The organism is Pseudomonas sp. NFPP25 (assembly GCF_900116505.1).
GTDB lineage: Bacteria > Pseudomonadota > Gammaproteobacteria > Pseudomonadales > Pseudomonadaceae > Aquipseudomonas > Aquipseudomonas protegens.
In genome coordinates this window covers 219497-240826 of record NZ_FPBG01000002.1, presented here as the reverse complement: position 1 = coordinate 240826, position 21330 = coordinate 219497, and the positions used below count along the sequence as shown (strand labels likewise).

The window sequence follows — 21330 nt, the reverse complement described above, 5'->3', positions numbered from 1 at the left end:
GTAACCTGATCATCGCCCGGCTTGTTTTCATGCCCCCTGCGGAAGCCCTTGCCCATGCTCGAACACCTCGACCTCAACGCGCTGATCGCCGCCTACGGCTACTGGGTGATCTTCATCGGCTGCCTGCTGGAAGGCGAAACCGTGTTGATTCTCGGCGGCATGGCGGCGCATCAGGGTAGCCTGCAATGGCCGCAAGTGATCGGCTGGGCCACCCTGGGGGGCATCCTCGGCGATCAGTTGCTGTTCTGGACCGGGCGCTATGGCGGGGCGCGCCTGCTGCCCAAGCTCAAGCGCCATCAGGCGGCCATCGAACGGGTCCAGGGCCTGATCCGGCGTTACCCTTCGACTTCGGTGTTCGCCGTGCGCTTTCTCTACGGCATGCGCCTGGTGGGCCCGATGGTGATCGGCGCCAGTGGCCTGGCACCCTGGCGTTTCGCCCTGCTCAATGTGCTGGGGGCTGCGGTATGGGCCATCTTGTTCGTCAGCGCCGGTTACTGGGCCGGCGAAGCCTTGCAGCATTTTCTTGGCGACCTGAAACCCTATCGCCTGCCGATCTTCCTCGGGGTGATAGCGCTGGTGGTCCTTGCGGCACTGGTGCGGCATTTGCGTAATAGGCACAAGGCCCAGCAGCACTGAGACAAGGGCTTTGGCACATCGGGAATTTTCATACTGACCCGGCGACTTTATTTCGTTTGTCCAGGCCCCCCGGCCCCGGCTTAGATAACGGCTTGTTTCCGGCACCCAGAGCCCGCATCCATGAGCCACGAGAACATCAGCCGTTCGATCTCCACCGTCCACCCGATCCGCCTCAGCCACGGACGCAACGCCGAGGTCTGGGACGTCGATGGCAAGCGCTACATCGACTTTGTCGGCGGTATCGGTGTGCTCAACCTCGGGCACTGCCACCCACGCATAGTCTCAGCCATCCAGCAGCAGGCCACCCGGCTCACCCACTACGCCTTCAATGCCGCGCCTCACGGGCCCTACATCGAGTTCATACAGCGCCTGGCGAACTTCATCCCGGTGAGTTACCCGGTCAGCGGCATGCTCACCAACAGCGGCGCCGAGGCCGCGGAAAACGCCCTGAAGATCGTGCGCGGAGCTACCGGGCGCAGCGCGGTGATCGCCTTTGACGGAGGCTTCCATGGGCGCACCCTGGCCACCCTCAACCTCAACGGCAAGGTGGCGCCCTACAAGCAGAAGGTCGGTGTACTACCCGGGCCTGTGTACCACCTGCCCTACCCCAGCGCCGACAACGACGTCAGTTGCGAAGAAGCGCTGAAAGCATTGCGTCGGCTGTTCAGCGTGGAGATCGATGTACAGGAAGTGGCCTGCTTCATCCTTGAGCCGGTGCAGGGCGAAGGCGGCTTCCTGGCCCTGGACGCCACGTTCGCCCGGGCCTTGCGCAGCTTCTGCGATGAACATGGCATTTTGCTGATCGCCGACGAGATCCAGTCCGGCTTCGGCCGCACCGGGCAGCGTTTTGCCTTCTCCCGCCTGAACATCGAGCCGGACCTGATCCTGCTGGGCAAGAGCATTGGCGGCGGGGTTCCACTGGGCGCCGTGGTGGGTCGCAAAGCATTGCTGGACGTGCTGCCCAAGGGCGGCCTGGGGGGCACCTACTCGGGCAACCCGATTGCCTGCGCGGCGGCGCTCGCGACCCTGGATGAAATGACCGACGAGCACCTGCAAGCCTGGGGCGAGCGCCAGGAGCGGGCGATCGTGCAGCGCTATGAGCATTGGAAAAGCAGTGGGCTCTGCCCCTTCCTGGGCCGTCTGACGGGGGTGGGAGCCATGCGCGGCATCGAGTTGGTCAATGCCCGGGGCGAACCGGCGCCAGAGCAACTGAGCACGCTGCTAGGCAGCGCCCGGGATGCGGGCCTGCTGCTGATGCCCAGCGGCAAGTCGCGGCACATCATTCGCCTGCTGGCGCCCTTGACCACCGAGCCTGAAATCTTCGAGGAGGGCCTGGATATTCTCCAGGAATGCCTGGCGCGCCTGTGATTCCCGGCGCGCCGGCGCCGTGGCTAGAACAGATAGCCCATGTAGATCGCCGCGCCACCACCCGCCTGTACGCCGGCGTTCATCCCCGCCATCACCAACGCGCCCTTGGCCGAGCGCATCAACTGTTCGTTGACCCGGGACGAAGCGATGATCGAGGTCACCGGGCTGGAGTTGAGGGCCACCGCCATAGCAAGCAGCTTGGGGTCCAAGCCGAACAGCAAGGCCGTGGCCGAACCACCCACCACCAGCCCTGCACCCACTTCGGTGTACATGCAAGGGCCGGTGATGTCGTCCTCCGTCAGGTCGCTGCTGCGCAGAGCATCGCTAACAAACACCTTACCGGTGCTGGGAAAGGCCTCCGCCGCGCCTGCGCCTCCAACGCTCTTGCCCTTGACCTGGATATTGACCTTGCCGAAACGCGGCAGGCGCGCACCAAAACCGGCGCCCACCCCCAGGCCGCCGTAGCGATAGCTGACATCCTTGCCCTGGGGTGAACGCAGGATGATCGAGCCGCCGCTACCCGCCACGAGGGCTACGGTCAGGCCGCCGCCGCTGGCGGTCTGGTACAGCCATTTACTTTCGTTGACCGGAATCGGAATGCTGAGGTTCATGGGGTCAAAGTCCTTTTGCTCGTTGTGTGGCTCGTCCGCGCTGGCTGATGACACCCACCAGGCCGGCCAGGGTAAATACCAGACCGATCAGGCCGAGCACACCCGGGGTGGCCCAGAGTGCTGCCGGGTCGTCGATGATTGCGCTGTTGGCCGGCCGCTCGGGCTGGTAATACACCCGCACCGGCTGGTCCTTCTGGTAGCCGAAGATAAAGCCACCCTGGGGGTAGGAAATCTTCTCACCGGTACTGCTGGTGAAGGCGATCTCGGGGTGCGAACCCCCGGCATTCAAATCGCTGACGATACCGTCGGCGGTCTGGGCGCTGGCGAGGAACTCGCGGCGATCAAGGGTGAGATTGATGGCGATGACCAACAGGCCGATGCCGATCAGGGCGAACAGCAGACCCTGGAGGATCTTGCCAAAGCGTGACGGGGTGGAGTTAGCCATGGGCTGTCTCGATATTCGTCCGTGAAAGAGGGAGGCCACGATAACAAGAAACCTGCCTCCAGAAAAACCACTGCCGCGGCGCAAGCGCATTCCGGCAACGGCGTTCAGGCGCCCTGGAAAGCGGTCTGAGCGCCTGTCGCCAGCGCTTGCAAACCGAATTTCCGACGGGCATTGCCCTGGAGGAATTTGTCCGCAAATACCGGCGGAAGTTCCAGGCCCCGGACCTGCTCCCGGCGTTTTTTTTCAACACACCAGGAGGAGTTGGCCGGCGAGCAGCACGTTGCCCTGGCCACAAATCCGTGGCCAATGCCTGAACGCCGCGAACAGCCGTACGAGTTTCGAAGAGCTCCCTTGGCCGGTTGCGTTCAGGCTCCGAGGGCTGCCAGTTTCCGAGGCAGGCTTGTATCCTCCAGGTCGCCCACGGTCGAGCCGGCACGCCGCTGCGACAACGATGCCCACTGGGCCGAAGCACTCAACTACATGGGTCGGCCCCGAGCACAGTCGGGGCGAGATCTGCCCGTACTTGCCCATTGGAGAGTTCACCATGCTGATCCGCGACGCACACGCCGCTGAAAGCGAAGCACTGCGGCAGTTTCTCGGCGATAACGGCTGGGGCCATCGGGTGGGCAGCAGCGAATACTTCGCCCAGTTGCTGGCAAACTCCCAGCGCACGGCGGTCGCCCTTCTGCAGGGGCAGATCGTCGGCTTCGCCCGAGGCATCAGCGACGGTCTGTCCAACGGTTACCTGTCCATGGTGGTCGTTGCCGAGCAGCACCAGCGGCGCGGTATCGGCCGCGCCCTGGTGCATTGGGTGATGGGCGACAACCCCGAGATCACCTGGGTCCTGCGGGCCGGGCGCCCCGGGGCAGCGGAATTTTTCAGCTCGCTGGGCTTCGAACCCTCGATCATCACTCTGGAACGCACGCGCCATCGCGCATAATCACTCCCCCGCCTCCAGCTCATCCAAGGAAGACCCATGTCCGAACAGCACGACTCCAACGCCGACTGGCCCCCCGCCGGCTGCCCGCCCCTGGCCTGGCCGGACCTGCCTGACCAGGCTGCACGGCTGAGCTGGTACCTGGCGGTCATTGGTGCCTACGGCGCGCTATGGGAAGGGCACGTCAACGAACCGGAACTGACGCCTGTCAGCGAGGACGCCTTGCAGGCGCTGGAGCAACGCCTGGGCTGCCCGTTGCCTCGGTCGCTGCGCGACTACCATCGGCAATTGGGGGTGCTGTCCCTGGCGGAGGTGCTGTGTAGCGTCGGGCCTGGGCACACGCCGATCCAGCCGTTGCTGGAGGCCTATCCCGGTATCGTCGAGGTCAGCGATGTCGACCTGGTACTGGCAGGCAAGCTGGTGGCCTTCGGCGACTATCTGGGCAACGGTAACCTGTTCTGCTTTCACCGCGAATCCGGCGCGGTCTACTACTTCGATCACGACACAGGCGCTGCGCTGACACGCTTTTTCGACTCCCCCGAGGAGTACCTGGATGCGCTGATGCTGCTCTGCCTGGCGGAGGTGCATGACGACGATGATGCTGCCGAAGCATTGATCAGCCAGCGCTACGGCGAGGACCTGGTACGCAAGTGGCGCTATTGATGAACCAGGATTCCAGCCTCTGCCGAAGCTAATGCCAGCACACGACCTGCGGTTCCTACCCTCGAACAAGGATGCTTCATGTTTCAGCGTGCCCTGATCTGCACACTCCTGGTACTGCTTGCCTTAACCGCCAGTGCCGCGCCAGCCAAAGTCGAACGCCGGTGCGGCTGGTTCGAGAACCCGACGCCAGCCAACGCCACCCTGACCGACCGCGATGGCGTCTGGGAGATCGCCAGCCAGGGCGGCTATCAGGCCGAGGGCGAGTGGCCCACTTTCAACGACCAGCAATGGGTGCGCACCAACAATCACTACGGCTACGGCTGCGCTTGTGTCAGCGCCAGTGCGGATCCCCGGACTCATCGCCTCGACCAACTGCACAAGGCCAAGGCCCGCCCGCTGTCAGCCTGTCGCAACGATCCCAGCCTGTACGAACCCTTGCCCGAGGAAGCCGGAAAACCCGTATTACCCCAGGGCTCGCCGCGCTTTCAGGGCCAGGGTTTCAGCCTGCAGTATCCCAAAGGCTGGACGCTCAACCAGACACAGAACTGCCTCACCCTGGATCACCCGAAAAAACGCCCGGGCGAGGAGTACACCCTGCAACTGTGCCTGCAGCAAGGCAGCCTGGAGCAGGCCGCCGAGGGCTTGTTCTTCTACCTGGAAAATGGCGTCTGGATGCGCAGCGCCGGCAGGGATGAGCCCAGCCCGGTACTTGAGGTGAACGGCCCCGGCTGGCAAGGCCTGCTGGCCTATCAGACCTGCGGCATCAGCGATGAGGAAACCGGCTTTCATGCCGTTGGCGGTACCTGCCTGACGGCGGTGATCGATAGCGGCCAGCGTCAGGTGGTGGCCGACAGCGTAGGGTTCTTCCAGGATTTCGCCACCCTGGGGGCCATCCTGCAGTCGATCCGCTTCGACCCGGCGCCATAGAGCCCCCGCTAGGGCACGGCCCGATACAGGGTTTGCAGGTGGGACAAGCGCAAGCCGCAGTGCTCCAGGTTGCGCCGGCTTTGCGAGTTCACCAAGGCGGTGGCTGCCACGCTCCGGGCCCCCAAAGCAGCAGCCTGCTGCAAGCGATGGGCGATCAGGGCCCGGTGATAACCCAGGCCCCGCGCGGCCCGGGTGGTAAAGGCGGTGCCCAGGTACGCCACGCCGTTGTCGGCGATGAACAGCGCCGCGCCGGCCACCGCAACGCCCTGCTCCCGCAACAGGTACAAATGCCCGCGCCCATCGTTGAGCAAGCCACCAAAGGCCGCCTGGGTGGCCGGCCGAGCGGCCGCAGGGGTATTGAAGCCTTCGCGGTGCAGCGTGCAGAACACTTCCAGCGTCGAGGCGGTCACCGGCTCGATATCCAGCACTGAAGGCGGCGCCACAATCTCGCCCACAGGAGCGAACAGCTGCCCATGAGTCCAGCCCTTCAGGCGCTGCAACGGCAACCCTTGCAGCTCCAGGGTGGGCACAACCTTGGCTGACTCGGCGATCAAGGCGATCGCCGGGGCGTAAGCCACGCAGCTCTGCAGCAGATCGACCAGGCGCCGGGCATCCTGCGCCCTGTCGCCATGTACCCGGTTCATCATCGGGCTGGGGTTGCCGCCGACGACGAAGGCACCACAACCCGGCTCACCATACAGGCAGGCCCGATAAGGGTTGCCCGGCAGGCTCGCCAGCCCCTGGACCCGGGCCCGCAGGTATTGGGTTTCGGCATATTCAAGCGCCAGCGCGCGGCTCAGGTGCATATCAGCGGTTACCCACCGGGGTTTCACTGACCCAGGGCACCCGCACCTGCTCGGCGATGCTCGTGGCCTGCTGCTGCAACACCTCCAGTTGGGTCCGGCGGCCGAACAAGCCAGTGAAATGCAGCAGCAAGCGCCCGGCAAACCCCAGGCCATCGCCGCGTTTGCGCGGGATCAAGTGCAGGTGCGCATGGGGAATGTGCTGGTTGGTGGCGCGGCCGTCATTGACCAGCAGGTGGGTGCCTTCGACGCCGTAGCCGGCACGCCGTTGCGCCGCCAGCAGGCCATCGAAGACCTGGTACAGGTGCTGGCGGATGAAACCGGGCAATTGCTCGAGCTTCTCTACGTGCTGCTGGGGGATCAGCAGCAGGTGCCCTTCACCCAGCGGATGCACGTCCATGAAGGCCATGCAGTGCTCATCGCGGTACACCAGTGCGGCGGGCAAGGTGCCGGCGGCAATCTGGCAGAAAATGCAATTCATCCCTGAATCCTCAAGTGGCAAGGCGCGCCCGGGCGGGCGCCGCCAATGTAACCCACCTGCATCCTGTAAAGCGCGTTCCTTGTACCCGGCTTGGGTTCAGCCCAGCGCCAGGTAGGCGCCGGCATCGACCTCGATCATCACCGGCTGCCGGGTGTCCTTGAGGGTGTGCAACAGGTCTTGCAGCTGCGCGGGGGAGTCGGCGCGGTGGTGCGCCACATGGAAGCTTCGGGCCATGGCCTGGAAGTCCGGGGTGAGGATGTCCACCCCCAGCGGCACGATATCCCGCGCCTGCATGTAGTCGCGGATCTCGCCGTAGCACTGGTTGTTCCACACCAGCAGGATCACGCCGATCTGTGCTTCCTTGGCCGCGATCAGCTCGCCGCTGGCGAACTGCAGGCCACCGTCCCCCACCAGCGCCACCACTGGCCGCTCGGGGCGCGCCAGCTTGGCGCCCATGGCCGCCGGCAAGCCGTAGCCCAGGGTGCCGTAACCACTGCCGGCGTTGAACCAGCTGGCCGGAGCCGGGGCCTGGTAGCCACAGGCGCCCTGGTACACCGGCTGGGTCGAGTCGCCCACCAGGATCGGTGCATCCAGATTGTCCCGCAGCAGGTCCAGCAGGCCCTGCAAGCCTTGCTGCTTGGGCGTCCAGCCGGCGCGCTCGGTCTGGTTCACCCGTTGCACGCTGTCCAGTGCCCAGCGCCCGCGGGAATTGGCAGGCGCCACCTTGCCCAGCAGTGCCTGCAAACCTTCCAGGGCATCCCCCACCAGGCCGACATGGGCCCGCTGCACGCCCATGACCTGCATCGGGTCGATGTCCAGGCGAATCAGCGAACCCTTGAAGCGCAGCGGCCCGAGGCCAAAGAAGTCGTAGTCGGTTTCCCCAAGCTCGGTGCCCACGGCGAGCACCACATCCGCTTCGTCGATCAGCGCCCGGCCATGGGCCGAGGACTGCACGCCATCGAGCAACAGCGGGTGGCCGCAAGGCAGCAGGCCGCGGGCGTTGGTGGTCAGGGCCACCGGCGCCTGCAGGCGCTCGGCCAATTGCCGCAAGACCTCGGCGCAACCCCGGGCACCACCACCGGCCAGGATCAATGGGCGGTGGGCACTGTTGAGCAAGGCCAGCGCCGCCTCGATCGAAGCCCCGGCCGGCGCCGGCGCACCAGGCAGGCTGCGGGGCATCAGGTTGAGGTTATCGGCGGGCATCTCCAGCACGTCCAGGGGAATCTCGATGTGCACCGGCCGCGGCCGTGCGCACTTGAATACGGCAAAGGCCCGCGCCAGCAGTTCCGGCAACTCCGAAGGCGCTTGCAGGGTGTGGCTGAAGGCGCAGACTCCGGCCACCATTGCTCGCTGGTCCGGCAGTTCGTGCAGGTGGCCGTGGCCCAGGCGCAGGTGCTCGCGACGGTTGACGGTAGAGATCACCAGCATCGGCACCGAATCGGCATAGGCCTGGCCCATGGCCGTGAGGATATTGGTCATGCCAGGGCCAGTGATGATGAAGCACACCCCAGGCTTGCCGCTGGCCCGGGCGTAGCCGTCGGCCATGAATCCGGCCCCCTGTTCATGCCGTGGGCTGACGTGGCGCAAGCGGCTGCCGTGCAGGCCGCGATAGAGCTCGACGGTGTGCACGCCGGGAATCCCGAATACCGTGTCCACGCCATAACCTTCCAGCAAACGAACCAGGGACTGCGCACAGGTGGTCATCGACTACTTCCTCTTGTTCTTATGTGCGGGCGACACCCTGCGCCCGGCTGATGTCGAGGGACATTAGTCGCTGCACCCAAGGGGCAACAATCGAAAAAAATCGCGGCGATTGCTCAATAAAATTCACGCTTTGCCGTTGCGACGGGGTTCCGGGTGCAAGCGGGTGATGCCCTGCAGCTGGGACTTGACCCACTCGCTGAACGCCAGCACCACCGGCCGCTCGGACTTGAGCAGGTCGGCCACCAGGTAGTAGCCGCGATTGGACTCGATCTCGGTGCCGAAGGGCTGCACCAGTTGGCCCCGGGCCAGGGCTTCGCCGCTGATCAGGTTGTCGCCCATGGCAATGCCCTGGCCAGCGATGCAGGCCGACTGCACGAAGTGCGCGTCGGCAAACACAATGCCCCGGCGCACGTCGACATTCGGCGCCCCGGCGGCCGCCAGCCAGACCCGCCAGTCGGAGTAGTCGATCATGTGCAGGAGCAAGGCGTGATCCAGGCGATCAAGGGTTTTCAGGCCACCCATGGCGTTCACCAGGCTCGGGCTGCACACCGGGAAATAGCGCAGGGAGACGATCTTCTGCACGTGCTGGTTGGGCCAGTCGCCCATGCCATAGGCCACGAACAGATCGACGCTGCTGTCGCTGGTGTCCCCCGGCGTGCGGGGCGACACCAACTGCAGTTCAACCTGGGGATACAGCGCCTGGAATTCGGCGATATGGGTGCACAGCCAATAGGTGGCGAACCCCGGCGGGCTGCTGATGCACAGCCGGCCGCTGACCTGCTGGCCATCGGAGCGCTGGCCGGCCTCGAGGATATTGGCCAGCAGCAGGTGGATGTCCCGGGCATAGCGCTCCCCCTGGTAGGTGATGCGAATGCTGCGGCCCTGGCGCTCGGTCAGGGCAAACCCCAGGGTCTGCTCCAGGCTCTTGATCTGGTGGCTGATGGCGCTGGGCGTCAGGTTCAGCTCATTGGCGGCCTCGGCGACACTGCCCAGGCGGGCCACCGCGTCCAGAGCGCGCAACGCGGTCATGGAGGGATAACGCATACCGATCATGCCTCGACTACAAAAAAACGAGTGGCAGCACCATAGCTGCAATCGGCGTCCGGCAATAGCCTTGCTCGTCGCCGAAAAAAAAGCCCATTACTGAAAAAAATTACCGTGTCCCACTAAAAATGCTCGATTGACCCGCCGCCGTCGATGGCTAATTCTCAAGCCCTACCCTGTGCCGGGTACTGCCCGGCCATCGCACAATAACAAGAGGGTCGACCCTTGCAATCGCAGCCCAACTCCGTCAATCCCGTGGTGGCGATCGATGATCTGCACAAGAGCTACGCCGATCACCACGTGCTCAAGGGCATCGCCCTGCGCGCCAATGAAGGCGAAGTGGTGTCGTTGATCGGCTCCAGCGGCTCGGGCAAAAGCACCCTGCTGCGCTGCATCAACCTGCTGGAGATTCCCTGCAGCGGCAGCTTGCGCATCAATGGCGAAGAGGTGCGCATCAAGACCGATCGCGCCGGCAATCCCCAGGTCGCCGACTCGGCCCAGGTTGCACGCCTGCGCACTCAACTGAGCATGGTGTTCCAGAGTTTCAACCTGTGGCCCCACCGCACCGTCCTGGAAAACGTCATCGAAGCGCCGGTGTATGTCCTCGGTGAAGACCGCAAGGACGCCATCGTCCATGCCGAGCACCTGCTGGAAAAGGTCGGCCTGGCCAACAAGCGCGACGCTTTCCCTTCCTTTCTCTCCGGCGGCCAGCAGCAGCGGGTGGCCATCGCCCGGGCCCTGGCCATGCGCCCCCAGGTGCTGTTGATGGACGAACCGACCTCGGCCCTGGACCCGGAACTGGTGGGCGAAGTGCTCAAGGTCATCCAGGGCATCGCCGAGGAAGGCCGTACCATGATCCTGGTGACCCACGAAATGGCCTTTGCCCGGGACGTGTCGAGCAAGGTGATGTTCCTTCACCAGGGGCTGGTGGAAGAAGAAGGGCCACCCCAGCAAGTGTTCCTCAACCCGGTCAGCGAGCGCTGCCGGCAATTCGTCATGGCTCAGGAAAACCGCGTCTGACGTTTCGCTTCAATCCTTGAAAACAACAACTTCGATAAAGGGTAAAGCCATGAAAAACCTGCTCAAGGTGCTCGCCACCGGTTGCCTGTTCAGTGCACTGGCCAGCCACGCCGTGGCCGCCGACAAGATCGTCTTCGGCATCGCCCTGGAACCCTACCCGCCGTTCTCGATGAAAAGCGGCAACGGCGACTGGAGCGGCTTCGAACCGGAGCTGATCAAGGCTCTGTGCGACCGCATGCAGGCCCAGTGCCCACTCAAGGAAGTGGCCTGGGACGGCCTGATCCCGGCCCTGCAATCGAGCCAGATCGACGCCATCCTCAACTCCCTGAGCATCACCGACGAACGGGAAAAGGTCATCGATTTCTCTGCGCCCTACTACCAGACCCCGGCCATGTGGGTCGCCGACCAGAGCCTGGAGCTGGTCACCACCCCCGAAGGCCTCAAGGGCAAGCTGATCGGCGTACAGGGTTCGACCTCCAACGCGACCTTCGCCAAGACCTACTACGGCAAGACCTCGACCCTGCGCTACTACACCACCCAGGACGACATGATCGCCGACCTGCAGAGCGGGCGCATCGACGTGATGCTGGCCGACGCCCTGACCATCGAGCCGATCCTCAAGACCGCGGCCGGTGCCGGCCTGGCGGACAAGGGCCTGGCGCCCAAGGACCCGCTGTTCGGTTCCGGCATCGGGGTCGGCCTGCGCAAGGGTGACAGCGCCCTGCAGCAGCGGATCAACACCGCCCTGGCCTCGCTCAAGGCCGATGGCACCTACGACAAGATCCGCAGCCGCTACTTCAGCGTCGACATTTCTGCCAACTAAGCCGTCCGGCCGGCCCGTTTGCGCGGGCCGCCGGCGTTGACTGGATACGTCATGATTTCTCTGTCCGACCTTTCCCAACTGTTCGTCGCCGACGGCTGGCTCGGCGCCCTGGCCCAGGGCGCGCTGGTGTCCCTGCAGATTTCCGCCGGGGCCTTTGTGCTCGGCCTGGGCATCGGCCTGCTGGTGGCGATGATCAAGCTCAAGGGCCCGCGCTGGCTGGTAAAGCTGGCCAACGCCTACACCACCCTGTACCGGGCCATGCCCGAGCTGCTGCTGATTCTGCTGCTGTACTACGCCGGCACCGACCTGCTGAACATGGCCATGGCCGCCATGGACCGGCCGAGCGTCACGGTCAACGGTTTCATCGCCGCGGTGCTGGTGCTGGGCATCGTCCAGGGCGCCTATTCGGCGGAGATCATCCGGGGCGCGATCCAGGCCATTCCCTACGGCCAGATCGAAGCGGCCCGGGCCTACGGCATCGAACGCTGGCTGCTGGTGCGGCGCATCCTGCTGCCGAGCATGCTGCCCTATGCCATGGCCGGGCTATCGAACCTGTGGCTGGTACTGGTCAAGGACAGCGCGCTGATCAGCATCGTCGGCTACAGCGAGCTGCTCTCGGTGGGCAAGCAGGCAGCCGGTTCCACCAAGCACTACCTGGTGTTCTACCTGGCGGTCGCAGCCTTCTACTTCGTCATCACCCTGGTGTCCGGCAGCGTGTTCCGCGTGCTCGAACGACGCACCAACCGCTGGCTGCCCCAGCACTAGGAGACTCGGATGGACTTTTCCTGGATCAACGGTTTTTCCAGCGAGCTGCTGCGCGGCCTGGGCATCACCCTCAAGCTCCTGCTGCTGAGCGGAATCTGCGGCTTTGCCCTGGCAGTAGTGGTGGGCCTGGGCCGGGTGTCGCGCAACCCTCTGATTCGTGCGCCGATGCAGTTCTACATCAGTGTGTTTCGCGGCACGCCGCTGCTGGTGCAGATCTACATCCTCTATTACGGGGTCGGCAGCCTGTTCGCCGCCTACCCGCCGATTCGCGGCAGCTTTCTCTGGCCCTACCTGCGCGAAGGTTTCTGGTATGTGGCCTTGGCCCTGACCCTGAGTGTCGGCGCCTACGTCGGCGAAGTGCTGCGTGGCGGCCTGCGGGCCGTGCCCCGAGGCGAGCTGGAAGCCGCTCGCGCCTATGGCATGGGCCACTGGCTGACCCTGCGCCGGGTGTGGCTGCCCCGGGCCCTGGAACTGGTGCGCCCGACCCTGGTGGGGGAATGCGTGCTGCTGCTCAAGGCCACTGCACTGGCGTCCACCGTGGCGGTCACCGACCTGCTGGGCGCGGCCAACCTGGTACGGGCCCAGACCCTGAAAGTCTACGAGCCGCTGCTGGCCGTGGCACTGATCTACATCGTCCTGGCCTTTGTCATCGAACATCTGTGCGCACGCCTGGGCAAGGTCCCCCAGCGTCAGGCCTGAACCCATTCATTGCGCGGGCAGCGAGGCCCGTGAGGAGAACAACATGCGTTACTCACCTTTCGTACAGCGCATCAGCGGCGAATCCGTCAGCGCCTGGGACATCCACTACGCGGCCATCGAGGCCCGTGGGCGCGGCGAAGACGTGATCGTGCTCAGCGTCGGTGACCCAGACTTCGCCACCGACGAGCGCATCAGCGCCGCCGCCAGTGCCGCCCTGGAGCAAGGCGACACCCACTACACCCACGTCCTCGGCCGCCCGGCCCTGCGTGAGGCCATCGCCGCCAAGCAGCGCCGCCTGCTGGGCATCGAGGTCAGCGCCGACAACGTGGCGCTGGTGGCGGGTGCGCAGAATGGCTTGTTCGCCACATCGCTGTGCCTGTTCAGCAGCGGCGACGAAGTGCTGGTGCCAGAACCCATGTACCTGACCTACGAGGCCTGCATCCACGCCTCGGGGGCGCAGATCGCCTGCGTCCAGCAGCCGGCGGCCAATGGCTTTCGCCTGACCGCCGCGGCCCTGGAAGCGGCGCTCACCGACAAGACTCGCGGCATTGCCCTGGCCACCCCGTGCAACCCCACCGGCAACGTCTACAGCCGTGAGGAGCTGGAAGCCGTGGCCGAGGTGGCGCGCAAGCATGACCTGTGGGTGATCTCCGACGAGGTCTACGGGCAACTGACCTACGACCGCGAACACCTGAGCATCGCTTCGCTGCCGGGCATGGCCGAGCGCACGGTAATCCTCAACAGCCTGTCGAAAACCCATGCCATGACCGGTTGGCGCGTGGGCTGGGTGATCGCCCCGCCGGCCCTGGTCGGGCATCTGGACAACCTCTTGCTGTGCATGCTCTACGGCCTGCCGGGGTTTATCCAGGAAGCCGCGCTCAAGGCCCTGGAACTCGATGAAGAAGTGATCGGCAGCGCCCGCGAGGTCTATCGCCGGCGCCGCGACCTGGTGGTGGCGGGCCTCAAGCAGGTGCAACTGCTGGACTGCCGCGAGCCGGAAGCCGGGATGTTCATGCTGGTGGACGTACGCCGCACCGGCCTGTCGAGCATGGATTTCGCCTGGCAGCTGTTCCGCGCCACCGGGGTCTCGGTGCTCGACGCCCAGGCTTTCGGCGCCAGTGCCGAGGGCTTCGTGCGGATCTCCTTCACCGTCGCCGACGAGGTGCTCAAGGACGCCTGCCAGCGCATTGCCGGCTTTGTCGAAACCCTGGGCGCACAACGCTGAATGCATGACCCGGGCCGCCCAGCGGCCCTGGTACCTCCGACAAGAACACTGCTGCGCCTTACTTTTTTGCCCACCTTTGAAGGGCCCCCTGCTTGAGAGGTTGACCCCGTGACCGCTTCCGACCAATTCAACTCCACCCATAGCGCCGTCGATCAATACGCTGAACTGGTGCTGCACAACGGCCGGATGTACACCCTCGATCCGGCCCAGCCCTGGGCCGACGCCGTGGCCATCCGCCAGGGCAAGCTGATCGCGGTGGGCAGCCTCGCCTCCCTGGCTTCGCTGATCGGCCCCAACACCCGCCAGCACGATCTGGGCGGGGCCTTCTGCATGCCCGGCCTGCATGACATGCACACCCACCCGGACCTGGCCCTGGCCCCGCGCTACGCCGACGACCTGGACGTGGGCATCGAAGACCCGACCCCGGAGCAACTGGCAGCCGCGATCCACGCCTATGCCGACAGCCATCCCGGCGACGGCTGGATCTACGGCCAGTACTGGGTGCGCTACACCTTCCGCGAGGCCGGGCTGACCCCGGGCCGCGAATGGCTCGACAGCGTCATGCCGGACCGCCCGGTGGCCCTGCTGGACCGCATGTGGGGGACCATGATGGTCAACTCCAAGGCCCTGGAACTGGCCGGCATCGACCGCCACACCAGCGACCCGCGCAACGGCTACCTGGAGCGCGACGAGCTGACCGGCGAACCCAACGGCTTGTTGATCGACGGTGCCTACGCCCTGATCCATGCCGCCATGCCGCCGACTCCGGTGTCGGTGCTGCGCCGTGCCTATCGCGATGGCGTGCACTTCCAGACCTCTCGCGGGGTCACCGCCACCAAGTACGTGCACGTCTGCGAAAACCGCCTGCAGGCCCTCAAGGAACTGGACGATGCCGGCGAGCTGACCCTGCGGGTGGAAGCCGCCATCAGCTGGCAGGACGACATCTTCCCGGTGCGCCGGCGCTGGGAACTGCTCAGTGGCGAGCGGCATTTCTATCGCAGCGCGCGCCTGAGTGCCAACGCGGTGAAGTTCCACTTCGATGGCACCGTGGAGCCCAAGTCTTCCTACCTGCTGACCCCCTGGCCGGAAGAGTCGAGCTGGCGCGGCAAGCTCAACCTGACCCCGGAACACATCACCGACATGGTGGTGGACATGGACAAGCGCGGCCTGCGGGTGATCGCCCACTGCACCGGCGACGGCGCCTCCGACGTGTTCCTCGATGCCGTGGCCGAGGCCCGGCGGCGCAACGGCAACAGCGGCATCCGTCACCAATGCGCCCACAGCACCCTGCTGCACCCGGGCAACCTCAAGCGTTTCCAGGCCCTGGACGTGATCGCCGAGTTCTCTCCGGCAGCCTGGTACCCGACGCCGTTCGCCAGCGGCGCACGCTCCGGCTACGGCCAGGAACGCCTCAAGCGCATCTATGACTTCAAGGGCGTGTTGGCAGCTGGTGGCATCGCGGTGTTCGGCACCGACTGGCCGGTGGCGTCCATCGATCCATGGCTGGCCCTGGAAACCATGGTCACCCGGCAGAACCCGTGGAACCAGGAACCCGACACCTTCGGTGACCCCATCAGCCTGGAACAGGCGCTGCAAGTGGCGACCCTCAACGGCGCCCATGCCATGGGCCTGGAACACCTGACCGGCAGCCTGGAGGCCGGCAAGTCGGCGGACCTGATCGTCCTCGACCGCGACCTGTTCGCCCAGGGCGCACGCAACTACATCCACCACACCCAGGTGCAACTGACCTTCGTCGAGGGGCAACTGGTCTACGACCGCCAGGGCACCTTCAGCGACACCCCGCTGCAAGCGGTGTGGGAAGGCCTGCCACCGGTGATCGAGGGCAAGGAATAATGAACAGCACCCCGAGCATCCCGGTAACCGTGGTTGCAGGCTTTCTCGGCGCCGGCAAGACCACCCTGCTCAACCGCATGGTGCAACGCGCCGACAGCGGCCGGCTGGCGGTGATCGTCAACGATTTCGGCGAGCTGAACATCGATGCGGCGATCATCGCCGAGGTCACCGACGCGGTGTACAGCCTGCAGAACGGCTGCATCTGCTGCACCGTGCAGGAGGACCTGCTGGCGCAACTGGTGAGCCTGTCCAAGCTGCGCCCGGCCCTGGAGCGAATTGTCATCGAGTGCAGCGGCGTCTCCGACCCGCAGCGCATCGTGCAGACCATCGGCTACCCGCAACTGCGCAACCGCCTGCACCTGGACGCGGTGATCACCCTGGTGGACGCCAGCGGCTACCAGGACCTGGAAGGGGAAATGGCCCGCCTGTCCCGAGCCCAGGTGGCCTGCGCCGACTGGGTGCTGCTGAACAAGGCCGACCTGGTGAGCGCCGAGCAATTGCAGAGCATCCGCGCCAGCCTCGGCAATCGTGCCCCGGTGTTCGACACGGTGCAGGCCGAGCTGCCCCCCGAGCTGCTGCTGGCGCCGCCGGTGCGCTCCACCGAAGTGCTGTTCAAGGCCCTGCCCCAGGCCCACGACCAGTTGTTCGAAAGCTGGGTGTGGAAAAGCTCGCGACCGCTGCAGCCCAAGGCTTTGCGGGACTGGCTGGCGCGCCTGCCAGCCGACCTGCTGCGCCTCAAGGGCCTGGTGCGCCTTGAAGGCAATGAACAACCTTATTGGTTGCAGCATGTGGGCAACCGCAGCCAGTTCACCCTGGCCGCCGATCAGCCCACCGAGCATGCCGCGCAATTGGTATTCATCGCCCGCCGAGGCAGCGATCTGCGCCAGGAACTGGAGGCTGGGGTCAGCGATACACAAGTGCTTTGAACGACAGGGAATCTGTGGCGCGAAGGCCGGTCTGAAAGAGGCGCGGCTGCCGGGCCGTCGCTTGGTCCGTGACAATAGGGCCCGGGTCCAATAGATTAGGCGCCCCCGAAAATCCCCCTGGGCCTTTCGCGCCTCAAACCTGTTAAACCAAGTAGTGGATGTTCAATGCCTGATTCCAACACCGAAGAATCCGTAGTCGCCCTGTCCAACAAGGCCGAATACGAAAACGCCATTCATCTTTCACAACACGTGTCCCAGGCCAAGACCATCAGCGAGATGGTGCTCGACGCCTTCCACACCTCGAAAGAAAGTGACCAGATTCGCGAACTGCGCGCAGCGATTCGCCAGGCCCACGACCGCTTTGACGACGACACCGCCTATGAACTCATGGGCCAGCTCAAGCAGCTCAAAGACGCCGAGGCCGCCGACCTCGCCGCCCTGGAAGACCTGAGCAAGAAATTCCCCATCAGCCGGATTCTCTCCAGCTACAAGGACGATCCGGACTTCCAGGAGCTGGTCTACGGCCTGGCCCTGAAGGTGCTGAACCAGACCCACCAGGCCATCAGCAACCCCAGCGGCGGCAAGAGCAAGGCGCGTCCGAAGAAGGAAATGGAAGTGTTCGCCATCAGCAAGGACGGCGTCAGCGTCACCCTGCCGATGCGCCCGCGCTCCAAGGCCAACGTCGACCGTGAAGCCTTCGAATTCCTCGGCTTCAGCTTTGTCGGCGAAGGCGACGAGGCGGAACTGGAAAGCGAGATGTTCCTCGACAAGGATGGCAACGAACAGCAGGCCACCCGCAAGAACATCGTTACCGCGATCCAGCAGCAGACCGCGTTCGAAGGCTACAGCGCGCAACAACAGCTGTAACCCGCCGCAGCAGGAGCGAGCTTGCTCGCGAAGCGCCAGCACAGCCTTCTGCAGACCTGAAAAGCCCCGTATTCCAGCGTGAAGACGGGGCTTTTCTTTCTTCAGCGATCCCCGTACTCAAGGATGGGGTACATCGCACACAACGCCTCGGTCTCCAGCCGGAAGCACTCCTGCTGCGCAGGCTCCAGAACGTATGGCTGCTCGCCCCGCGGCTGCAGCTGATCCAGTATCCGGCACACCAGGTCGACGATCTGCCGGCAGCCCTGGGGGTCCACATAGCGCTGTGCGATGGAGCCCGTGCCGATACACAAGCCATTGGCGGCAAATGACGATCGAGTCTCCCCCGGTGCGCGTTTTTTGCTGACGATGATTCCGCACTTTTCCAATGCCGATTCGGCGAGGGAGCCGCTGATGCCCTTAGGCAAACGCAACAGGATCGTGTGGTTTTCCGTCCCGCCGCCCATTACCTCGTAGTCCCGCGCCATGAACGCGCAGGCCATTTCATTCGCCGTGGCGCGAATCCGCCCCATGTAGGCATCGAACTGTGCAGACATGGCATAGCCCAGCGCGGCCGCCTTGGCGGCGATCATGTTGACTGCAGGCGCCCCCTGCATCCCGGGGAAAACTGCCTGGTCGAGCACCCGACGAAAGCTCGACCTCAGGCCGGGCACCTTGGTGTCCGCGTCCCGCCCGGAAAGAATCAGGCCGCCGCGTGGCCCGGCGAGCTGTTTGTGGGTGCAAGTGGTGGTGACGTGCGCCACATCGATCGGGCTCGGGTGACGCCCCGTGGCAACCAGACCGGCGATATGTGAGATGTCGGCAAGGACGATGGCCCCGGCTTCATCGGCAATGTCGCGAAAACGCTGGAAGTCCACGACCCGCGAATAAGCCGTTGCCCCACAGATGATGATGCGCGGGCGGTGGGCCATCGCCAGCTGACGTACCTCCTGGTAGTCGATGGTGCCCAGGGCCGTGGTGCCGTAGCGGATCGCCTTGTAGTGGGCACCGGTAAAAGCGAGGGAGCTGCCGTGGGTCAGGTCGCCGCCATGATCCAGGGCCATCCCGAGCAGGGTGTCCCCCGGCTCAAGCAGCGCGGACAACACCTGGTAGTTGGCGTTCGAGGCCGAGTGCGATTGCACCGCGGCGTATTGCGCGGCAAACAGCTCCCGTGCCCTGCGGATCGCCAGGGATTCCACCAGATCGACGTTTTCGCACCCGGCGTGATGGCGTTTGCCCGCAACCCCCTGCGCCGTCACGTTGACCAACGCCGAGGCCGAGGCGGCAAGGCTTCTGGGGGTGGCTGCACAGGAGGATGAAACCAGGGAAAGCGTGCGTTGTTGCCGGCTTACTTCAGCGTCCAGGATCCTGGCCAGCTCGGCGTCTTCTGTTCGCAGGTCCGCCAAGCCACATCGCAGCAAGTCGGCCTGGTTCCTCAGTGGTTCGGTATCGGCTGCCATAAATCTGTGCCCCTTCCTTGAGTGCTGCGCGCCACGAACGAGGGCGTGCTTCCTGGGTTTTACGTTCGTTGGTTTGAATCGGGCTGATCCGGGCCCTGGGTCAAGACTGTATAAGGCGTAACAGAATTAATCAAAAAATTAAACATCCCCAAAGTTAAATGCTTCTTTTTTGAAGTGGAAGGACATCGGCGCAGCCTTGCCGGTGCAAGCCTCAGGGCGAGAGTGATAATGCCCAACCCCTGGGGCTTTATTGTCATGGCTGACGCATGCAACACTTGTCCGTTGCGGCCCTGTGCAAACCGGCCCCTCTCAGCGACTTGATCGCCCACAGACCCCGTAGCGAAGTATCCCAGGACGGATACAGGCTGGCTAAAGGAGCACTAGCGAATTACCAGACAACACAAAAGCAACTGACAGGCTTCTGCCACAGTGATCCCGCTATTGGCACCAGGCAATCGATGTCATGCGCGATGTGAACGCTAAAAAATTCGATGCATTACGACTATAAGGAAATGGTGAGGCATTTGATGCACAGAAGAGAAAGAACAGAGTATTTAAAAAGCAATATCAAATACCTGATTAAAAGTCGCGGAGAGACACAACTGTCTTTATGCAACGCCAGTGGCCTGACCAGAACAACCATATACAACATCCTGGAAGGCAAGGTCAGCAACGTCCAGCAGTCCACCATTCGAAAAATCTCCGACTTCTTCGGTATTTCCTATGAGGAAATAGAAACCGTCGACTTTGAAGAGAAAGAGATCATCGAAAGCAGCATTTCCCCGCAAGGGAACATGAACCCGGCTGCTGTTCCGATCCTCAAGGAAAGCCAGTTGATGGCCAACATGGATAAACGTATTGGCGAACTCGCCACTTGTTTCCCATTGACCTACTACTTCGGTACATCCTGCAACTTGATAGCCGTGCGCCTGGAAAACGATATCAAGGGCATGTATGAGGTCGGCGGCCTGCTGATCGTGCAAAAGGGGACGATCACCGATGAAAAGGAAAAACTGGCTTACGACAAACAGACCAGGAAACTGCTGATCATGAACGAGGTCGTCTTCGACCCAGATCGTATATCCGTTGTCGGCGATATCATTGAGGAACGCTTCAATGACTGCCTATGAAGGTGATATCGAGAACAGCAAGTACAAGCTTCTGGGGTTTGAGAACAATAAAAACCTGGCCGTGATCATGATCATCGACACCGGCAAGGTCATAAAAATAAAGCTGAGCGAAGTAGTGAACAGCGAAATAATGGATAACTTAAACAAAATGGAAGTTAAAAACCTGTATAAAAAGTTCTACTCCCAAGGAGGAACACTTACTGCATACGACTTGAACGACCGCAATGAAAACTCATGGATGATCTACATCATCCTCAACCTGCTGCTCTTTACCTTTTATATTTTCACCAGCATCGCTGCAACAAAGCCGATCTACCTTGAATCCCTCGACATCATTATTACCCCCGGCACCTTTCTGTACCCTCTGACATTCCTGATCGTTGACCTGCTGAACGAGAACTTCGGACTCAGGCTCGCCAGAAGAGCCATTCTGTTTGCATTTGCAAGCAACGCCATGATCATCATCCTGCTCTACGCGTCCACTTTTCTCCCCGGACTGCCAGGCTGGAAACTCGATACAGCTTATAACGACGTCATTATCCAGGTGTCGTCTGTACTCGTAGCGTCTTCCGTTTCCTTCCTTGTTTCTGAAAACATAAACTCATATTTGCTGTGCAAGATAAAGGAACTCACAAATTCCAGATTCCTATTTCTGCGAATATTCCTCAGCACCTTGTTTGCGGTCATCATCGACAGCTTCGTGTTTTGCTACATCGCATTCTATGGAGCCATGCAAAACAACGACATCCTGAACATGATTTATGTTCAGATCGCAATCAAGGTCTGTTTTGCATTCTTCAATATATTGCCCGCCTATGGCGCACGATCACTGTTCAAGAGATACATAACGGATAGCCAGGCAAAATGATCGATCGCTGTTTGTAGAGCGACGCCGGAGCTCAACACCTATCTGCCAGGCAGGTTCAGTGTTGGGCTCCAAGGGCA

General features: G+C 63.3%; 21 protein-coding genes and 1 pseudogene. 15 read left to right on the top strand and 7 right to left on the bottom strand.

The genetic code is table 11. From position 1 onward, the window contains the following. Positions 1–54: 54 nt before the first annotated feature. Both BM382_RS08080 and BM382_RS08075 read left to right on the top strand, forming a co-directional pair. The gene (locus BM382_RS08080) at positions 55–636 is read left to right on the top strand and encodes a DedA family protein (RefSeq protein ID WP_019094247.1); all 582 of its coding nucleotides are present in this window, start codon (positions 55–57) and stop codon (positions 634–636) included. A gap of 120 nt (positions 637–756) precedes the next feature. Beyond that, entirely contained in the window at positions 757–2004 is a 1248-nt protein-coding gene (locus tag BM382_RS08075) for a 2-aminoadipate transaminase (RefSeq protein WP_072442568.1), read from the top strand. Positions 2005–2027: 23 nt separating this feature from the next. Here BM382_RS08075 and BM382_RS08070 read toward each other — a convergent pair whose 3' ends face one another. Both BM382_RS08070 and BM382_RS08065 read right to left on the bottom strand, forming a co-directional pair. Then, positions 2028–2615 carry a hypothetical protein gene (locus BM382_RS08070; RefSeq protein ID WP_011063260.1) on the bottom strand — a complete coding sequence of 196 codons (588 nt, stop codon included), beginning with the start codon at positions 2613–2615 and terminating at the stop codon, positions 2028–2030. A gap of 4 nt (positions 2616–2619) precedes the next feature. Further along, a complete protein-coding gene (locus BM382_RS08065) occupies positions 2620–3150 on the bottom strand; it encodes a DUF3592 domain-containing protein (RefSeq protein WP_011063261.1) in 531 nt (176 codons plus the stop codon). A gap of 454 nt (positions 3151–3604) precedes the next feature. Here BM382_RS08065 and BM382_RS08060 point away from each other — a divergent pair, with 454 nt between their 5' ends. From BM382_RS08060 to BM382_RS08050, 3 genes are all read left to right on the top strand, one after another. After that, the gene (locus tag BM382_RS08060; RefSeq protein ID WP_011063263.1) at positions 3605–4000 is read left to right on the top strand and encodes a GNAT family N-acetyltransferase; all 396 of its coding nucleotides are present in this window, start codon (positions 3605–3607) and stop codon (positions 3998–4000) included. Between the two features lie 36 nt (positions 4001–4036). Beyond that, entirely contained in the window at positions 4037–4660 is a 624-nt protein-coding gene (locus tag BM382_RS08055) for an SMI1/KNR4 family protein (RefSeq protein ID WP_072442566.1), read from the top strand. 78 nt (positions 4661–4738) lie between these two features. Continuing rightward, entirely contained in the window at positions 4739–5587 is an 849-nt protein-coding gene (locus tag BM382_RS08050; RefSeq protein ID WP_011063265.1) for a DUF4087 domain-containing protein, read from the top strand. 8 nt (positions 5588–5595) lie between these two features. Here BM382_RS08050 and BM382_RS08045 read toward each other — a convergent pair whose 3' ends face one another. The 4 genes from BM382_RS08045 to BM382_RS08030 all read right to left on the bottom strand — a co-directional run bounded on the left by BM382_RS08045 (position 5596) and on the right by BM382_RS08030 (position 9619). Next, positions 5596–6393 (bottom strand): GNAT family N-acetyltransferase, encoded by a 798-nt coding sequence (locus BM382_RS08045; protein ID WP_011063266.1) that lies wholly within the window; start codon positions 6391–6393, stop codon positions 5596–5598. 1 nt (position 6394) lies between these two features. Next, positions 6395–6871: an HIT family protein gene (locus BM382_RS08040; protein WP_011063267.1), complete on the bottom strand. Its 477-nt coding sequence runs from the start codon at positions 6869–6871 to the stop codon at positions 6395–6397. Between the two features lie 96 nt (positions 6872–6967). Beyond that, positions 6968–8575: a 5-guanidino-2-oxopentanoate decarboxylase gene (locus tag BM382_RS08035; protein WP_072442564.1), complete on the bottom strand. Its 1608-nt coding sequence runs from the start codon at positions 8573–8575 to the stop codon at positions 6968–6970. Positions 8576–8698: 123 nt separating this feature from the next. Beyond that, positions 8699–9619: a LysR substrate-binding domain-containing protein gene (locus BM382_RS08030; protein ID WP_072442562.1), complete on the bottom strand. Its 921-nt coding sequence runs from the start codon at positions 9617–9619 to the stop codon at positions 8699–8701. 255 nt (positions 9620–9874) lie between these two features. Here BM382_RS08030 and BM382_RS08025 point away from each other — a divergent pair. The 8 genes and pseudogenes from BM382_RS08025 to BM382_RS07990 all read left to right on the top strand — a co-directional run. Continuing rightward, a pseudogene (locus tag BM382_RS08025) lies at positions 9875–10639 on the top strand (ATP-binding cassette domain-containing protein); the annotation flags it as partial. Positions 10640–10688: 49 nt separating this feature from the next. Beyond that, complete coding sequence (locus tag BM382_RS08020) at positions 10689–11462, top strand: transporter substrate-binding domain-containing protein (protein WP_011063271.1); 774 nt, start codon at positions 10689–10691, stop codon at positions 11460–11462. Between the two features lie 51 nt (positions 11463–11513). Further along, entirely contained in the window at positions 11514–12227 is a 714-nt protein-coding gene (locus tag BM382_RS08015) for an ABC transporter permease (protein WP_015636909.1), read from the top strand. 9 nt (positions 12228–12236) lie between these two features. Further along, positions 12237–12926: an ABC transporter permease gene (locus BM382_RS08010; protein WP_011063273.1), complete on the top strand. Its 690-nt coding sequence runs from the start codon at positions 12237–12239 to the stop codon at positions 12924–12926. 43 nt (positions 12927–12969) lie between these two features. Continuing rightward, positions 12970–14151: a pyridoxal phosphate-dependent aminotransferase gene (locus tag BM382_RS08005; protein WP_011063274.1), complete on the top strand. Its 1182-nt coding sequence runs from the start codon at positions 12970–12972 to the stop codon at positions 14149–14151. Between the two features lie 108 nt (positions 14152–14259). Continuing rightward, positions 14260–16005, top strand: a complete 1746-nt coding sequence (locus BM382_RS08000) for an amidohydrolase (protein WP_072442558.1) — start codon at positions 14260–14262, stop codon at positions 16003–16005. After that, a complete protein-coding gene (locus tag BM382_RS07995) occupies positions 16005–16931 on the top strand; it encodes a CobW family GTP-binding protein (protein WP_011063276.1) in 927 nt (308 codons plus the stop codon). Before BM382_RS08000 ends, BM382_RS07995 begins: the two co-directional genes overlap by 1 nt. A gap of 165 nt (positions 16932–17096) precedes the next feature. Then, entirely contained in the window at positions 17097–17798 is a 702-nt protein-coding gene (locus BM382_RS07990; protein WP_011063277.1) for a hypothetical protein, read from the top strand. Between the two features lie 101 nt (positions 17799–17899). Here BM382_RS07990 and BM382_RS07985 read toward each other — a convergent pair whose 3' ends face one another. Next, on the bottom strand, positions 17900–19255 hold the full coding sequence (locus tag BM382_RS07985; protein WP_072442556.1) for a serine hydroxymethyltransferase: 1356 nt from the start codon (positions 19253–19255) through the stop codon (positions 17900–17902). 527 nt (positions 19256–19782) lie between these two features. Here BM382_RS07985 and BM382_RS07980 point away from each other — a divergent pair. Beyond that, entirely contained in the window at positions 19783–20385 is a 603-nt protein-coding gene (locus BM382_RS07980) for a helix-turn-helix transcriptional regulator (protein ID WP_011063279.1), read from the top strand. Continuing rightward, the gene (locus BM382_RS07975; protein WP_011063280.1) at positions 20372–21253 is read left to right on the top strand and encodes a queuosine precursor transporter; all 882 of its coding nucleotides are present in this window, start codon (positions 20372–20374) and stop codon (positions 21251–21253) included. The genes BM382_RS07980 and BM382_RS07975 overlap by 14 nt, the downstream gene beginning before the upstream one ends. The last annotated feature ends 77 nt before the right edge of the window (positions 21254–21330 follow it).

What these genes read in the sequence shown, in the direction of transcription:
- BM382_RS08080 (WP_019094247.1), top strand. Translation starts at nt 55, where the DNA reads ATGCTCGAACACCTCGACCTCAACGCGCTGATCGCCGCCTACGGCTAC.
- BM382_RS08075 (WP_072442568.1), top strand. Translation starts at nt 757, where the DNA reads ATGAGCCACGAGAACATCAGCCGTTCGATCTCCACCGTCCACCCGATC.
- BM382_RS08070 (WP_011063260.1), bottom strand. Translation starts at nt 2,615, where the DNA reads ATGAACCTCAGCATTCCGATTCCGGTCAACGAAAGTAAATGGCTGTAC.
- BM382_RS08065 (WP_011063261.1), bottom strand. Translation starts at nt 3,150, where the DNA reads ATGCGCTTGCGCCGCGGCAGTGGTTTTTCTGGAGGCAGGTTTCTTGTT.
- BM382_RS08060 (WP_011063263.1), top strand. Translation starts at nt 3,605, where the DNA reads ATGCTGATCCGCGACGCACACGCCGCTGAAAGCGAAGCACTGCGGCAG.
- BM382_RS08055 (WP_072442566.1), top strand. Translation starts at nt 4,037, where the DNA reads ATGTCCGAACAGCACGACTCCAACGCCGACTGGCCCCCCGCCGGCTGC.
- BM382_RS08050 (WP_011063265.1), top strand. Translation starts at nt 4,739, where the DNA reads ATGTTTCAGCGTGCCCTGATCTGCACACTCCTGGTACTGCTTGCCTTA.
- BM382_RS08045 (WP_011063266.1), bottom strand. Translation starts at nt 6,393, where the DNA reads ATGCACCTGAGCCGCGCGCTGGCGCTTGAATATGCCGAAACCCAATAC.
- BM382_RS08040 (WP_011063267.1), bottom strand. Translation starts at nt 6,871, where the DNA reads ATGAATTGCATTTTCTGCCAGATTGCCGCCGGCACCTTGCCCGCCGCA.
- BM382_RS08035 (WP_072442564.1), bottom strand. Translation starts at nt 8,575, where the DNA reads ATGACCACCTGTGCGCAGTCCCTGGTTCGTTTGCTGGAAGGTTATGGC.
- BM382_RS08030 (WP_072442562.1), bottom strand. Translation starts at nt 9,619, where the DNA reads ATGCGTTATCCCTCCATGACCGCGTTGCGCGCTCTGGACGCGGTGGCC.
- BM382_RS08020 (WP_011063271.1), top strand. Translation starts at nt 10,689, where the DNA reads ATGAAAAACCTGCTCAAGGTGCTCGCCACCGGTTGCCTGTTCAGTGCA.
- BM382_RS08015 (WP_015636909.1), top strand. Translation starts at nt 11,514, where the DNA reads ATGATTTCTCTGTCCGACCTTTCCCAACTGTTCGTCGCCGACGGCTGG.
- BM382_RS08010 (WP_011063273.1), top strand. Translation starts at nt 12,237, where the DNA reads ATGGACTTTTCCTGGATCAACGGTTTTTCCAGCGAGCTGCTGCGCGGC.
- BM382_RS08005 (WP_011063274.1), top strand. Translation starts at nt 12,970, where the DNA reads ATGCGTTACTCACCTTTCGTACAGCGCATCAGCGGCGAATCCGTCAGC.
- BM382_RS07995 (WP_011063276.1), top strand. Translation starts at nt 16,005, where the DNA reads ATGAACAGCACCCCGAGCATCCCGGTAACCGTGGTTGCAGGCTTTCTC.
- BM382_RS07990 (WP_011063277.1), top strand. Translation starts at nt 17,097, where the DNA reads ATGCCTGATTCCAACACCGAAGAATCCGTAGTCGCCCTGTCCAACAAG.
- BM382_RS07985 (WP_072442556.1), bottom strand. Translation starts at nt 19,255, where the DNA reads ATGGCAGCCGATACCGAACCACTGAGGAACCAGGCCGACTTGCTGCGA.
- BM382_RS07980 (WP_011063279.1), top strand. Translation starts at nt 19,783, where the DNA reads ATGCACAGAAGAGAAAGAACAGAGTATTTAAAAAGCAATATCAAATAC.
- BM382_RS07975 (WP_011063280.1), top strand. Translation starts at nt 20,372, where the DNA reads ATGACTGCCTATGAAGGTGATATCGAGAACAGCAAGTACAAGCTTCTG.